14 protein-coding genes and 1 tRNA gene are annotated in these 14,689 nt (G+C 42.4%); 4 read left to right on the forward strand and 11 right to left on the reverse strand.

Annotation, left to right across the window (positions count from 1 at the left end):
* The first annotated feature begins 39 nt into the window (after positions 1-39).
* Positions 40-513 carry a type II toxin-antitoxin system VapC family toxin gene (locus ACPZ3T_RS12455; protein WP_490276674.1) on the forward strand — a complete coding sequence of 158 codons (474 nt, stop codon included), beginning with the start codon at positions 40-42 and terminating at the stop codon, positions 511-513.
* A 5-nt stretch (positions 514-518) separates the two neighbouring features.
* Complete coding sequence (locus ACPZ3T_RS12460; RefSeq protein WP_236140374.1) at positions 519-701, forward strand: hypothetical protein; 183 nt, start codon at positions 519-521, stop codon at positions 699-701.
* 233 nt (positions 702-934) lie between these two features.
* Here ACPZ3T_RS12460 and ACPZ3T_RS12465 read toward each other — a convergent pair whose 3' ends face one another.
* Positions 935-1,168 (reverse strand): hypothetical protein, encoded by a 234-nt coding sequence (locus ACPZ3T_RS12465; protein ID WP_490276675.1) that lies wholly within the window; start codon positions 1,166-1,168, stop codon positions 935-937.
* Positions 1,169-1,451: 283 nt separating this feature from the next.
* On the opposite strand from ACPZ3T_RS12465, the gene ACPZ3T_RS12470 reads away from it, so the two are divergent.
* Positions 1,452-2,690: an RNA-guided endonuclease InsQ/TnpB family protein gene (locus ACPZ3T_RS12470; RefSeq protein ID WP_490276676.1), complete on the forward strand. Its 1,239-nt coding sequence runs from the start codon at positions 1,452-1,454 to the stop codon at positions 2,688-2,690.
* Positions 2,691-2,804: 114 nt separating this feature from the next.
* Here the strand turns inward: ACPZ3T_RS12470 and ACPZ3T_RS12475 are convergent.
* A tRNA-Thr gene (locus ACPZ3T_RS12475) sits at positions 2,805-2,876 on the reverse strand.
* A 33-nt stretch (positions 2,877-2,909) separates the two neighbouring features.
* Between ACPZ3T_RS12475 and ACPZ3T_RS12480 the strand changes: the two genes are divergently transcribed.
* Positions 2,910-3,176: a DUF3493 domain-containing protein gene (locus ACPZ3T_RS12480; RefSeq protein WP_490276677.1), complete on the forward strand. Its 267-nt coding sequence runs from the start codon at positions 2,910-2,912 to the stop codon at positions 3,174-3,176.
* Positions 3,177-3,826: 650 nt separating this feature from the next.
* Here ACPZ3T_RS12480 and ACPZ3T_RS12485 read toward each other — a convergent pair.
* From ACPZ3T_RS12485 to ACPZ3T_RS12525, 9 genes are all read right to left on the reverse strand, one after another.
* Positions 3,827-5,467 carry a DUF1565 domain-containing protein gene (locus ACPZ3T_RS12485; protein WP_490276678.1) on the reverse strand — a complete coding sequence of 547 codons (1,641 nt, stop codon included), beginning with the start codon at positions 5,465-5,467 and terminating at the stop codon, positions 3,827-3,829.
* Between the two features lie 444 nt (positions 5,468-5,911).
* Complete coding sequence (locus ACPZ3T_RS12490) at positions 5,912-6,091, reverse strand: hypothetical protein (protein WP_490276679.1); 180 nt, start codon at positions 6,089-6,091, stop codon at positions 5,912-5,914.
* 6 nt (positions 6,092-6,097) lie between these two features.
* Positions 6,098-6,709, reverse strand: coding sequence for a low-complexity tail membrane protein (locus ACPZ3T_RS12495; protein WP_490276680.1), 612 nt, complete (start codon positions 6,707-6,709; stop codon positions 6,098-6,100).
* 130 nt (positions 6,710-6,839) lie between these two features.
* A complete protein-coding gene (gene infB, locus ACPZ3T_RS12500) occupies positions 6,840-9,959 on the reverse strand; it encodes a translation initiation factor IF-2 (protein ID WP_490276681.1) in 3,120 nt (1,039 codons plus the stop codon).
* Positions 9,960-9,977: 18 nt separating this feature from the next.
* Positions 9,978-10,337, reverse strand: coding sequence for a hypothetical protein (locus tag ACPZ3T_RS12505; RefSeq protein WP_490276682.1), 360 nt, complete (start codon positions 10,335-10,337; stop codon positions 9,978-9,980).
* A gap of 110 nt (positions 10,338-10,447) precedes the next feature.
* A complete protein-coding gene (locus ACPZ3T_RS12510) occupies positions 10,448-10,717 on the reverse strand; it encodes a YlxR family protein (RefSeq protein WP_490276683.1) in 270 nt (89 codons plus the stop codon).
* A gap of 151 nt (positions 10,718-10,868) precedes the next feature.
* Complete coding sequence (gene nusA / locus ACPZ3T_RS12515) at positions 10,869-12,158, reverse strand: transcription termination factor NusA (RefSeq protein ID WP_490276684.1); 1,290 nt, start codon at positions 12,156-12,158, stop codon at positions 10,869-10,871.
* Positions 12,159-12,344: 186 nt separating this feature from the next.
* Positions 12,345-12,806: a ribosome maturation factor RimP gene (rimP, locus tag ACPZ3T_RS12520; RefSeq protein ID WP_490276685.1), complete on the reverse strand. Its 462-nt coding sequence runs from the start codon at positions 12,804-12,806 to the stop codon at positions 12,345-12,347.
* Between the two features lie 400 nt (positions 12,807-13,206).
* Positions 13,207-14,649 (reverse strand): hypothetical protein, encoded by a 1,443-nt coding sequence (locus ACPZ3T_RS12525; protein ID WP_490276686.1) that lies wholly within the window; start codon positions 14,647-14,649, stop codon positions 13,207-13,209.
* Positions 14,650-14,689: the final 40 nt, after the last annotated feature.

Below are 14,689 nucleotides of genomic sequence, written 5' to 3' on the forward strand. Positions count from 1 at the left end.
TCATCACAGGTGATGTGTTTCTGATGATGCAAGAATCTGATGAAAGAAAAAGTCTATGTAGAAACTTCAGTAATAAGTTATCTAACTTCTCGTCCTAGCCGAGATATTGTGATTGCAGGGCATCAACAAATTACCCAAGAATGGTGGCAAAATTATCGAAATAAATTTCTTCTAGTGGCTTCACAGCTAGTTATTCAAGAAGCCAGTGCTGGAGATTCTATTGCCTCTGAACAAAGATTAAAAATCTTAGAAACAATAGAATTATTAGAAACTAGAGAAGACGCACTAAGTTTAGCCCAAGCTTTTCTTGATTTTAAAATTATGCCGCAAAAAGCGGCTGAGGATGCTTTACATATTGCTATTGCTGTAACTAATGGTATCCATTATTTATTAACATGGAATTGTAAACATATTGCTAATGCTATAATTCGGAGAGAAATTGAACGCATTTGTCGCTCTCAAGGCTATGAACCAGTAATAATTTGTACCCCAGAAGAACTGATAGAAAGTTAAAAGTTATGTGGGAAGATCCAATTATCGAAGAAGTTTATCAAGCTAGACAAGCTCATTCAAATCAATTTAATAATGACTTACAAGCAATCTATCAAGATTTAAAAGCACAAGAAAGAAAGAGCAAGAGAAAATTTGTTTCTTATCTTCCAAAGTTATTGAAAGATGTTTCTTTGTTGCATAAAACTTAGAGGTTGTTTGAAAAGTTTTTGGCTGTGACTTTAAGTACATTCAGATCCCCCCTAACCCCCCTTAAAAAAGGGGGGAACAAGAATCAAAGTCCCCTTTTTAAGGGGGATTTAGGGGGATCAAACCACATTTTGCACATAGCACAAAGATGTGCATACACCATTTAGAGATAGCTATTGCAATTAACAATCGCATCTGCAACAAAGCGATCGCTGCTATATATCCCAATCCTCAATCAACAAGTTATTGTTTCGCGTTCTGCTTGTTGTCCTTGGGGATGGCGGAAAAATGACTCATCTTGGATACATCCGTAGAAATGAGGCTGGGGATATTCTGGAATTTTGCTTGTTTGCACAGGTTGAGTGTTGTTATTGTGAGTAGTCAGGCTTTGTGCTGAAAGTTGGATAATATAAAGTTTATCGTCTGGTGAAAGCTGAAGGAGTTGTTGTTCAAGTTCTGGGACAACCACGATCGCGCTGAGGTAGAGGATAATTTGATTTTACCTTTAACAGCAATTCATCTCACGCTCCCCTTCGAGTGAGACGTGAGATGAATTGCGCGTGAGTTGACGAAAGTTTCCCGAGCAATGCCGACAGGCAAGGGAGGGAAACATGGAGGAAACGAACAATTGAATGTCTTGACTCGCCGTCAGGGTTTATATTATCATGAACCCTGAAACACGGTAAAGGTCGATGCCCTTCGGGTTCGCCACGTTGGCGGGACGGAAACCGACACCGCCAAGTGGTCTGACCATGTATAGAGCAATTAAGTTGAGAATCTATCCTACTGACGAGCAAGAGTCTTATCTGGCTCAATGTTTTGGCAATACTAGATGGTTGTGGAATTATATGCTTAATCTCACAACTACAGAGTACAAAGAAACAGGAAAAGGACTTTCTAAGGTGGCAATGGACAAGTTGCTGCCTGGGTTAAAGAAAGAGTATGAATGGTTAGGACTTGCATACAGTCAAGTATTGCAACGAGTCACATTCAATCTTTCTAGTGCATTCGTTAATTTCTTTGAAGGACGTGCTAAATATCCCAACTTCAAGTCTAAACATGGCAAGCAATCGATTCAATATCCCCAAAACGTGAAGCTAATCCTACAGGATTCTGTGATTAAGTTTCCTGGTAATCTGGGGATAGTCAAAGCTGTATTTCACAAAGAACTATCAAATGCTAAGTTCACGACTGTAACTATATCTAAAAATGCAGATGGTAGATACTACGCTTCTATTTTATTTAATCAAGAGGATGCACCAGTAGTTGCAATCAATGAAGCTATTGGAGTTGACCTTGGCTTGAAAAACTTTGCTATAACTTCGGATGGCTCAAAATATGACCTACCTAAAAAGAGACTAGCAAAGTTAGAAAAAAATAGAAAGCGTAAGCAGAAAAAACTAGCAAGAAAGAAGGATAAAACGTCTAAAAAACGCCAAAAAGCTAAATACTTAGTGGCTAAAGTTTCTAGTAAAATCTCTAGAGTTAGAGAAGATTTTCTACACAAGCTATCTCGCAAAATAGCATACGAAAACAAAGTTATTTGTGTAGAAGACTTGGCAGTTAAAAACATGGTGAAAAATCCTAACTTGGCAAAAGCTATTAGTGACCAAGGATGGGGGATGTTTCTCACTATGTTGAAATACAAAGCTGAAAGATTTGGACATACCTATCAAGAAATCAATCGCTTCTTTCCTTCATCTCAGCTTTGTAGTGAGACTCTGCTACCAATCCCAATACTGCACAATGGTTATGATTCGTTAGGGATTAGGTTTGTAGATTGCCCACACTGCCAAAAGCAGCATGATAGGGACATTAACGCTGCGACCAACATAAAAAACGAAGGTTTGCGACTTTTGGTGTTAGGAACGAGCATCTCTGCCCAAGGAGGGAACGTAAGACCAAAGACTTCTGGACGTAAAAAATCCACCCAGTCTGAGGCAGTTCCCAATGATTTGGGAAGCCTACATCGTACCGCAAGGTCGATGTAGGTAGTTCACTTTCATAGCCAAGGACAAGGCAAAAGAAAAGGCGATCGCATTTATAGATTTAGCGTCAATGTTTCACTGACGTTTGTCAAACTGAGTTTGAGTAATTTTATTCAAAGCCGATGACGGGATTTGAACCCGTGGCCTGCTGATTACGAATCAGCTGCTCTACCACTGAGCCACATCGGCATACACGATTGAAGATTATAGCATGATTTACCTATGGTAGAACCAAATCCTAAAAACCGTCTGAACTCAGAAAAATATGCGCGCCTGAAAGCTGAAGCGGTATCACCCTATCGCGGCTTGCGACAATTTATTTATTTTGGTGTTGGTGCTTCTGGTTTTATCGGTGCATTTGTCTTCTTTTTTCAACTACTTGCCGGCAGAGATATTGAAACTGCTTTACCTAACTTTGCTCTCCAAGTAGGAATAGTAGCACTGATGATTTTTCTCTGGCGTTGGGAGCAACGCCGGCAACGTCGATAAATTGCGTAATACGGTTTCTTATTGAAGATATGCTTTATTCTGGACTGTAGAGACGTTGCATGCAACGTCTCTACATCATTATATTTGGTGCAACTTCATAGAGAATTGGTATAAGTAGGTACGCACAATAAAACCAAACTGTGTCAAGAAAAGTCAACAAGACTAAAACCATTTTTCCCCCTGCTCCCTGCTCCCTGCTCCCTGTCTTATCCCAACGACAATTTTTAACATCAACCTGCTTAAAACTGAGGCTGATTCAAAAAAAAATTAATTTGAACCACAAGGGGAGCAAAGCTAAACCCAGAGGGCGCAGAGAATTAGGTAATATTGCTTACAACTTGTAGAACATCAATAGGATACTTATTGAGTTATTTCTTCAGGATTTATTTTGTAATGGTTGATAATTTGATACATTTTGAAATATAAAGACAGAAAAAATAAAAAAAATATTAGGAAATCAAGAAAAATAAAAATTTCTGGCAGAATTATATTTGTTGAAACGGGGTCAGCGAATATAAAGACCCTGAATATAAACCCATAATATAAACTGGGGTCAAACCATTTAAAGACCCCAATCTTTAAAAAAACAACGTTGCCAGTGCCATATCAGTTTTTACTGATGATGACACTGGCAATTTTTAAATCAACTCTTATGGAACTCTAACTACGTAGGATGAGGGCAGTGGTTGAGCGCGTCCAGCGTTAACTAAAGCTTGATACACAAAGGCAGCAATTTCTGCCCTAGTGGCTTCCCGATTGGGATTCAGTTGGTTAACGTTGGGATAGTTAATGACTAATTGCCTGGCGGTTGCAGCCGCAACTGAACTACGTGCATAATTGGGGATCTGAGCAGCATCACTATAAATAGAAATGATATTCTGATTATCAGTTGTTAAGCCTAGTCCATTAGCTAGAGCTACTAAAGCTTGGACTCTAGGAATTTGTTGCTGCGGTTTGAAAGTACCATCAGGATAACCAGCTACAAATTCACTCTGGTATGCCGCTTGAATAGCACCGTAAGCCCAGAAATTACTACTGACATCTCTAAACTGAATTGCAGACCGTTTAACTGGTGGGGTTAAAGCTTTGGTGATGATGGTGGCGAATTGGGCGCGGGTGACAGGGTCATTGGGTTTAAATGTCCCATCAGGAAAGCCCGCAATAATATTTTGTGCCGCTAAGGCTTCTATATAACCTTTAGCCCAATAATTTGCAGCTACATCTCTAAACGCTGTCCCAGAACCGGGTGGTTCCACAGTAGCAGCCACAAAATCTACCTGACCAAAAATCTTTTTCTGGTCGATATCATTACCCACAGCCAAAATCCGATTTGTTCTGGTGGCGTTATTGACATCATAACGAGTGTTATTACGAATCAAATTACCACCAGGATTTTCGCTAGTCCCCAAGTCGGGTTGGGCAGAAATGGTAACTACAACACCATCCCGTTTATTGTTTTGAATGACATTCTTACGCAGGATGGGCTTGGCTGATTCTGAGATAAACAAACCGTCTTGATTTTCTACAATTTGGTTTTCTACTACCAAAGGTGTAGACGTACCCCCAATAGCTATACCAAAACCAGTGTCCTGAAATAAGTTATTGCGAATTTCACCTTGAGCAGATTTGGCTACAGAAACTCCATTACCTGTGTTCTGTAAAAAGATATTACCTTCAATTTTGGGGTTGCCTGTACCTGTGACGAAAACGCCGTCTCTGACGCTTTTAGTAAAGGTGTTGTTTTTGATAGTGGGATTAGTTGATTCTACCCAAACAGCCGTACCCCGTTGATTGGGGTTGGTAACAGTTAAACCGGCTATTGTTGTATTTTCACCAGCTAAAATTGTTATGTCTTGTCTAGCAAAGGTACGACTAGTATAGAAGCCGCCACCTGTAATTAATATTCCTTGCCCTCTAGTAGATTCATCACCCCGCAGTATTACCCCTGGGTTGACTATCAACGGAAATTTTTCTCCAGTTTCACTGTTATAATTTCCCGGTGCAAGTTGAATAATAGTACCTGCTTGCGCCTGACTCAGAGCGTAGGTAATGGTTTTGTATGGGCTGGCGGCTGTACTACCAGCACCGGCGGCATCTGTTCCCGTAGTGGGGTTGACATAAATTACAGGCGCAATTGTGGGAACTTGGGCTGTGAGATTAGGGTTAATTAGTTGTTGGTTAGCACTGACTTGGCTAGAAATGAGGGTGACTCCGTTAGTGGCTACTAACAAAGCGATGATTCCTGTGGAGAGGGTTTTTGCTGAATGTATATTTAATCCCTGATGTTTCATTTTTAGCTATGTGGAATGCTGAATGTGGGTTATTTGAATAGATGTTATGTAGCCGATATCTAGCTACAAAGCTTATGCAAAACTATAGCGGATGACTCAGGAATCAGCACCTAAGTTTCGCAAGAAAATACATAAATTATTGGTATTGAGGGTCAAAATCGGGTAAGAGATGGGTTACTATCCTCAACTTGCAGTGATACCAATTTTAAAAATGATTACTGCAAATGTCAGTACCCATCTGTTTCATTTTTTTTCTAAAATTGGTATGACACAGAGGCTATGCGGTTGATTGGTATAGATAATTGCTCTATCAGACGCGATAATCACGCCTCTACATGAGAATTTTGGACTTTATCCGTAATAAAAAATAAAAAAGGGATCTATTTATCTAGATCCCCTTTTCACTGCCTGCTATTGTTTCTGAAACTAGTTGGTATTTTTTTGTTAATAAGCTAATGTTTCTAAAGTTTCCCTTAAATATCGCTGCACCTGCTGTTCTAGGCGCAGTTCTTGTAGTTGAGTGTAGCTTTCTAGTTGCCAGCGTTGAAAACCAGAACTAGCTGCGATCGCTGATTGGAGATTTTGCCAAATTTCTGAATTACGAGCAAATTGAACTTTAGCCATATTCCCTTATTCCTCAGTTTTAACTTTAACAGTCAACTGGGGCAAGATTTTATTAACCCGCACCCCTAAAATCGTGAAATCCTGGTTAATCTTCTCTAAAGGTAACGGTTCTATAGCAGCAAATTCTGTGTCATTTGTGACTAAAACTCGTGCTACACTCACTGGAATCAGCAAAAATAAATTACTTGCCAAAAAAGTTAAGCCAGCCAACAATAATGCCACACTCCGCCATTGGGGTAAAAAACTAGCTATATTCGCCATCAGGGGAGTTGCTTGGTAGAGTTGCCACAACATAAAAATTGATATTGTTGCTGTCAGTAGTGCCAGCACCCGATTTAACTTTGTATTAATTAAACAGAGAATTTTTCTTTGCTGTTCAGTCAAATTTTCTGGTTTGAGAGCTACTCCCAAAATGGCAAATATATAGAAGGGTCGGCGTAACTGCATCCACAAAAGGGGCATAACACCAACTCCTGCGACTAGCAACAGTTCCACCCATACTGGTAATACTGGCTGACCTACTGACAAAAACAACAAGCACAGCAGTAAAAATACAGGTAGGGTGGCCAAGCCAGCAACATGAATCCACAAAATAGGTTCAGAACGAAATGAGCGCATAATTAAAGTCCTGAGTTGGCAGTTTTGAGTTCTGAGTGTTGATGTTCCAGTTGAGAGTTATCAGTTGAGAGAAATTCTGCAACTGTTTACTCCTGACTGTAATTCAGCACTCAGAACTGGTGACTCACCACTATCTTGTTAACGCTAAGGAACGACGTTTAGTAACCATTTGGTACGCGTCGATGATGTCACCTTCAGCCCAATCATGGAACTTGTCAATGCCTACACCACATTCATAGCCAGCATTAACTTCCCGTGCATCTTCTTTCATCCGTTTGAGGGAGTCTAGGACACCTTCATAGACTACTTTGTTGCCGCGACGTATCCGTACTTTACAGTTGCGGACGAGTTTACCAGATTGAACGTAACAACCAGCAACAGCACCGCGACCAACTGGGAAGACAGCCCGGACTTCGGTTTGGCCTAGGGGTTCTTCTACCAACTCTGGTTCTAACAGACCTTCTAAAGCACCTTGGATATCTTCCAATAGTTTGTAGATGATGTTGTATTCGCGCACATCTACACCGGCTTCATCGGCGGCTTGTCTTGCTCCACTGGCGTAGGTGGTATTGAAGCCAATAATAACTGCGCCACTGGCTGCGGCGAGGTCAATATCTGTTTGAGTGATTTCCCCGGCTGTCGCTAATAGCATCCGAATTTGGACTTCGTTTTGGGGGATTTGTTTGAGTGATCCCACAATTGCTTCTACAGAACCCTGTACGTCGGCTTTCAGGATTAGGTTGAGTTCTTTCAACTCGCCTTCTTGAGCTTGAGCCGATAGGGTGGTGAGGGTGACACGTCCTTGTAGTAGACGTGATAAGCGTTGTTTGTCGGCACGGTCTGAGGCGATCGCTCTAGCTTCTTTCTCGTTTGAGAATACCTCAAATTCATCACCTGCGGCGGGAACATCGCTTAAACCGAGTACCTCAACGGCAAAGGAAGGAGAAGCAATTTCTACTCGTTTACCGCGATCGTCAACCATAGCCCGGACTTTACCGAAGGCTGAACCAGCGACGAGCATATCTCCTACGTGGAGAGTTCCGTTTTGAATCAGTAGGGTAGCGACTGCACCTTTAGCTTTATCTAAATGCGCTTCGATGACAGTTCCCCTTGCTAAACGATCTGGGTTGGCAGATAGTTCTCCAACTTCTGCGACTAAGAGAATCATCTCTAGGAGTGTATCCAGGTTTTCTCCCTTAATAGCACTCACTGGCACCATGATTGTTTCACCGCCCCATTCTTCTGGTGTTAAACCATATTGGGTCAGTTCTTGCTTAACGCGATCGGGTTGCGCCCCTTCTTTATCAATTTTGTTGATGGCTACCACAATCGGTACTTCTGCTGCTTGAGCATGGCTAATCGCTTCTACTGTTTGCGGACGTACACCGTCATCAGCAGCCACTACTAAAACTGCTATATCTGTTACCCTAGCTCCTCTAGCCCGCATAGCGGTAAAGGCTTCGTGACCAGGTGTATCTAAGAAGACTATCTGGTGTGGCTGACCTTCATGTTCAATGTCTACGTGGTATGCACCGATATGTTGGGTAATCCCACCTGCTTCCCCTGCTGCTACCTTAGTTTTGCGAATTGAGTCAAGTAAGGTAGTTTTACCGTGGTCTACGTGACCCATAATTGTCACTACAGGTGGACGACGATGGAGATTTTCCAAGTCGCCGATATCAATCATTTCTGTGACTTTACGGGCTTCTGCTTCTGGTTCGGCGGTTTCAGTTTCTACCTCTAGTTCGTTACCAACTAAGGTAATGGTCGGGATATCCAGATTTTGGGTGATACTCACCGCCATGCCTTTCATGAACAAGATTTTGACAATCTCTGTGTCCGCTACCACTAAAGCTTCAGCTAGTTCTTGTACCGTCATCGGGCCTGTGACAACCAGTTTGGTAGGCCGCTCACGTTTGACCTCAACTTCTGGCTGACGACGATTTTGATCACGAGAGCCGAACTTTTTACTTCTGGTGTTGGGGCTACTAATTACAGCTGCACCAGAAGGCTGTGCAGGTCGGGCTGCTTTGGGTTTGGGAGGACGAGCAATGGAAAGGCTCACCTGAACGGTGGCTGGTATTTCTAATCCGTCTTCATCGAGTAAATCATCTTCTTCAAAATCATCTTCAACGATAGGCTTAACACGCTTACCTTTGATTCCGGCTTTACCGGGTTTTTCTTTAATTTCGTCAATGATTTCTTCTTCTTGCCACTTTTTCCCACCTTTATTTAGACGGGGTGGTGTGGGGCGTTTTAAATCCAGCAGTTCTGGTGTAACTCTATCATTAGGAGCTTCTGCACGGCTGGATACTCCCGCCATTTGTTTTGGCGGAGTTGCCACTGGCATTGCTGCCACTGCTTCTGACGGACGTGCGGGTCTACTAGGACGCTGCCCTTCCCCGCTTGGACTACTTGGTCGATGAGGGCGATTTTCCGATTTTCCTGGGGATGGAGTGGAACGGGGCTGTTTTTGTACTGGAGTTGGAGTTGTTTCTGCTTGTGTAGGTTTAGAAACTTTTGGTCTGGGTTGATCCCGATCCTCCTCTCCACGCCGTGGGCGTTCACGCTTGAGGATTGGTTTTTCTGAAGTACTCACCTGTTGAACCACGTCCAATTTTTCTGCTACAGGTCTAGCAGGGGGAGCTACCAGTTGTGGTTTTTGGGGTTTTTCTGGTTTGGTTCTAGATGGTATTACCTTTTCTGGTTTCTCAGCTGCAATTTTTTCAGGAGTCGCTGTTTTAGGGGCTGACTCTGTGGCTGGGGCAGCTGGTGGTTGAGAAGTTTCCGATTGATTGCGGGGAACAGGTCGAGTAGGAGCCGTCGGCTTCATGGGTGAGACTGGTGTAGCAAAGGGCTTTGGTGGTGCTGGAGAATTCACGTCGGATGAAGCAATTTGATGATTGTTAGCCACTGCGGCTTCGGGGGCATGAGAAGTAGGATTTTTCAATATTTTGGGTTTACGAATTTCCAAAATTTCTTGTTTGTGAGGTTGAGCAGGTTGGTTGCGCGACCCTGTGGGTGATGAATTGGGTTTATGAGATGATGTATGGAATTCTTTTTTGGGCGTTCCTTGGGTAGCTGGTAATTTTTCAGCTGCCGCCCTGATATTTTCTGCCTCTGTTTCTGAAATTGTACTGCTATGGCTTTTGACCGCGATGTTGAGCTGGTCGCAAATTGCTAATAGCTCTTTGTTATCCAAATTCAATTCCTTTGATAATTCGTAGATTCTAACTTTGCCGTTGTTCATCCACTCTTCCCCTTTAATTTACAGTTTTTTTGCGGATGGTTGCCTGGGAGTGTGACATCTCCATCCTTCGATTACTGTTTTTAGGTTGCCCTTGGTGTGTTTGCCGGTGCCTCCAATCAGGAAAGAGAGATGTGTCGGTTTAATTTTGGCATCGCCACCCTTTGGGGTGGTTATCCCACAACCATAAATTTTTTCTAAAGAAAAGATTTTTCTGGTTGCTGGTGATGCCGAACTGCGCCTGAACTCTACCAGGTTGCCATTCGGTGGTTTTTTGGTTTGTTGATTCTGAGTCTTCCACAACACAATTAAATAAAATTTGTTGGGAGTACTGCTTTGCTCTTCTTTATTTTGGGAGAGCCGTTTGCTAACTACACCCATTTACTATTTTGGCACTAAGCCCAACAATTGGAGAGGGTGTATGATACCCCTGATAATTGGGCTTTTGGCTAAATTCCCCTAGGAATGACAGACCACAGGACAATTCAGACCTAAATTTCTTTTTGGGGATTGTTTAGGGCTAGATGTTGCCACAATGTTTGGTACAGTGTTTCTGGTACTGATGCACGTAGCGATCGCCCTAGTTTATTTTTTTTCTGAGCCGCTTGCAAACAGCTTGGTTTTGGGCAAATATAGGCTGAACGCCCCATGCCCTGATTTAATTGTACCTTTCCCGAAGGGAAGACACGGACAATCCTCCAAAACTCTTCTTTTAAGCCTACTTGGCGACAACTAACACAACGCCGATAATTTGGTTTCATCGGGATTCTGAGAATTTAACAGAAATGTTGTTGGTAATCATTAAAGTTTGTCTAACCAAACTCCCTTCATACAAAGTTGCCTAATTTTTAAGTAATCATGAAGACTGATACTGAAATTAATCCTACCAGAACTTTTATTGCAGCTGATGAATCACTCTTCGTCATCGGTGTCAAACGGTTCATCCTCTAAATCTTCTACCATTGTTTCTATTTGATTTTCTTCATCCTCTTGTTCCTCGAACTCTGTGTCATCTTCCTCTGGTGTATATTGGGCGCGAGCCGCAGCAAATTTGGCATCTTCTCCGGCATGGTCATATTTAGCTTTATCTTTAATGTCGATTTTCCAGCCAGTTAACCGCGCTGCTAACCTGACATTCTGTCCTTCTTTACCTATGGCTAAACTTAGTTGATCTTCGGCTACTAAAACGTGAGTCTGCCGAGTTTCAGTATCCATCAAGCGGACTTCGTCTACCCGTGCTGGACTCAAAGCATTGGCGATGTATGTGGCTGGGTCTGGAGACCAACGAATTACGTCTATTTTCTCCCCGCGTAATTCATTCACTACTACCTGGATACGTGATCCCCTAGCACCAATGCAAGCCCCAACTGGGTCTACGTCTCGATCTAAGGTATCTACAGCTATTTTAGTCCTGGGGCCGACATATCGAGAGGGTGGATTGGCTTCTCTGGCTACAGCGACGATCCTCACTACTTCGTCTTCAATTTCTGGCACTTCGTTGGCAAATAAATAAACTACCAACCCAGCATCGGCACGAGATACAAGTAGTTGCGGCCCCCGTTGCTGACCTTGTGAGACTTTTTTGAGATACACCTTAAATGTAGCATTGGCACGATAGTTATCGTTGGGTAATTGCTCCCGCTTTGGTAGTTCGGCTTCTACCTCCGGTTGCCCAAAGGTACTGCTGACTGCCAAAATTACTGACTGACGCTCAAACCGCAGAACTCTGGCTTGCAGTACGGTGCTTTCTAAGTCTTGAAATTCTTCTTGCACCATTTGCCGTTGTTGATCTCGGAGCTTTTGCGCTAGCACTTGCTTGGTTTGCATCGCTGCCATCCGCCCAAATTCTCCTTGATCTGGGGTAACATCTAAAACTACAGAGTCTCCCAATTGCGCTTCGGGTGCTACTTGTTGCACTTCATCTAAGGATATTTGATGATCCGAATTATTGACGGCTTCTACAATAGTTTTTGTAGAAAGTACGCGAAACCCTTCTCCATCAATATCTAATTCAACTTCAAAATTATCAAAGTAATCTTCTTCAAACTGTTTACGTTCTAGGTTTTGCGCGCGGCGGTAACGTTCATAACCTTTAAGCAGGGCTTCTCTAATCGCTGATTGCACTGCCAAACGGGGCAAATTACGCTCACGACTAATACTTTCTATTAAATCTTTTAATCCTGGTAAACTAACCATTGACATAAGCAATCTCCTTTAAAAATTGGGGATTGGGGATTGGGGATTGGAAAAGAATAAAAATTAAGCATTAAAGAACTGGGATTAGAGCAAATTTGTACTCTAGTCCCTAGTCCCTAGTCCCCAGTCCCTAGTCCCTAGTCCTCTAGTCCCTAGTCCCTAGTTCCCTGTCCCTAGTCCCTCACTACTCAGTCATCGTGGCTCATCTAATTGCACCCTAGTGATGAGGGAGCGAGGTATTTGAATGACACGACCTTTTTGATTTAAGTAAACTTTTGTCTCATCGCGGCGGATAAGTTGACCATTCCATTCTTGTTGTCCTTCGTAGGATGGAGAAGTGGAGACAATTACAGGAAATCCTTTGAAGGAAATAAATTCCCTGTCTGTAACTAACTCCTGTGAAACTCCAGGACTAGAGACTTCCAAAACATAGGCATCTGGAATCATCTCCGTTGCATCTAAAGCAGTTTCTAGCGCACGGCTCATTTTTTCACAATCATTTAAGCCAGTATCTTGCAGGGGATTACGGATATCTACCCGCAAGACTGGTGGACTTTGGTTAGTGTGAAAGACTATGCCAACAATTTCCAGTCCCAGTTGTTCTGCTACTGGTACTGCTAACTCTGTAATCTGTGGAACTAGAGGATGAGCCATGTCCGAAACCAATAAAAAAAGTGGGCATTAACCCACTTCCTGCGATAAGGATATCTTCCAAGAAGTCTTGTGACGAACCTTGATTGGTTCGCCTCTCATTTGAGTGTAGCGCATTTCTTGAATAGTCAATAGTGATTGGGCATGGGGCTAATCAATTCAAAATTCAAAATTCAAAATACCCTGCGGGTACTCTGCGAGAACGCCTTTGGCGAACGCGTAGCGTCTCGAAGAGAAGGCTTGCGCCTACAAAATTGAAGAGTTTTACTCCCCCTGCTCCCTTATCTCCCTTGTCTCCCTTGTCTCCCTTGTCTCCCTTGTCTCGCTTGTCTCGCTTGTCTCGCTTGTCTCCCTTGCCTTCCTCCCCCTGCTCCCCTGCCCTCTGCTCCCCTGCTTCTACTATCTAATACCTAATCTTTGGGAGAGTGGTTTGCTTGACGACTGGCTGAATAGGTGGTTGGGTTTTGAGTTTTTGGGTTTGTTCTAGGATTTGGTCGATATCTTCTTGAGATAAACGCTGGACGTAGTTGAGTTTGACTTCTTCTAGGAAATCTACAAGTAAGCTTTGGATTTGAGTAATGACTTGCTGTTTCTGGATTTCAGTACCTAGGGCTTGGCTGAAGCGTTCTATGAGTTGATTGGTGAGTTTCGCGCCTACAGGATCTTCTACCGCGCCGACTAATGCTTTATAGAGATTGGTTGTAAGTTGAGTGGCTAGTTGTTCGCTCAGTTGGGTTTGGATCTTGCTGACTCCAGGAACTAGTTGCAGGTTACGGGAAAGGGGGATTTGATGAAGTACTGTGTCGATGTTGTGGACTAAAATGGCTGTGAGTTCTGGTTGAATTTTTGGTAATACTTGATAAACAATTGTTTGTACTAAAAGACCTGCGATCGCTTCAATTTCATTGATATCATTTATATCTATATAAGGGCGTAAGTTATCTTTCTGTAATAGCCAACGGACAATCTCACCCTGCTGAATAGAAAGCTGCATCTGGTTGATGACTCGAATCACTACAACTTCTGTGATTTCTTCGGCGAAGTTAGCGACTACTGTTTGGTGTAATTGTCGATTGAATGGTTGAAGATTTATTAGTTTTGCTTGATCTAAACGTATGGTGACAGGAATAATTCGCAACCATCGCCAGAAGGGGATCAACAGAAAAATATCATACCATCGCCACAAGATAGCATTAAACCAACTAAAAATAGGATGGCGACGCTTGATATAAAATGCACGCATCGCCAATTCTAGAGTAAATAAAATTACAAAAGGTAAATCAATTAGCCAAAATAAATCAACAAATTCACCACTTTCATCAATTTGACGATAGTAGTTAGTGGCAATTAAAGGGCGAATTTGTTCATTAAAGAAAAGCATTTCCTTTTGCCAACCATTTTGAGATAAGTATGGCTGACTCCAAAAGGTATCAAATGATTGTTTTGCTGATTCTTTACCGATGCGATCGCGCATTCGGTTTTTGATTTTTTCTAATGTACCACTTTTGTTAGCACCGGCGAATGGATTATTATCAATCATCTCGCTGCTTAAACGGCTCAATTCGTCTAATTTAGCTTTGGCCTGTGGTGATCTTAAGCCGGTTTGACTGACTTGTGCTTCTAGTGCGCTGACTGTGGTTAGATAATTTTTTGTTTCTCTGTGAGGTTCAATACCTTTAATTGGGTCATATATCCGAGTAAGTTCGGGAAAATTACGTAAGTATAAATTCCTCCAGGGTACATAAGTTAAATTAAACAAAACTAAGCAGAGGTTAAGTGTGGCAACAGCTGCCATCAATCGTTCAAAATATAAATTTTGCTTTCTTGATGTTTTTTTATTCGACATTTTTGGTTAGTTATCAATTATCAGGGGTATGGTGTGGTGT

The sequence above is a fragment of the Aliinostoc maniaoense genome, assembly GCF_058172895.1.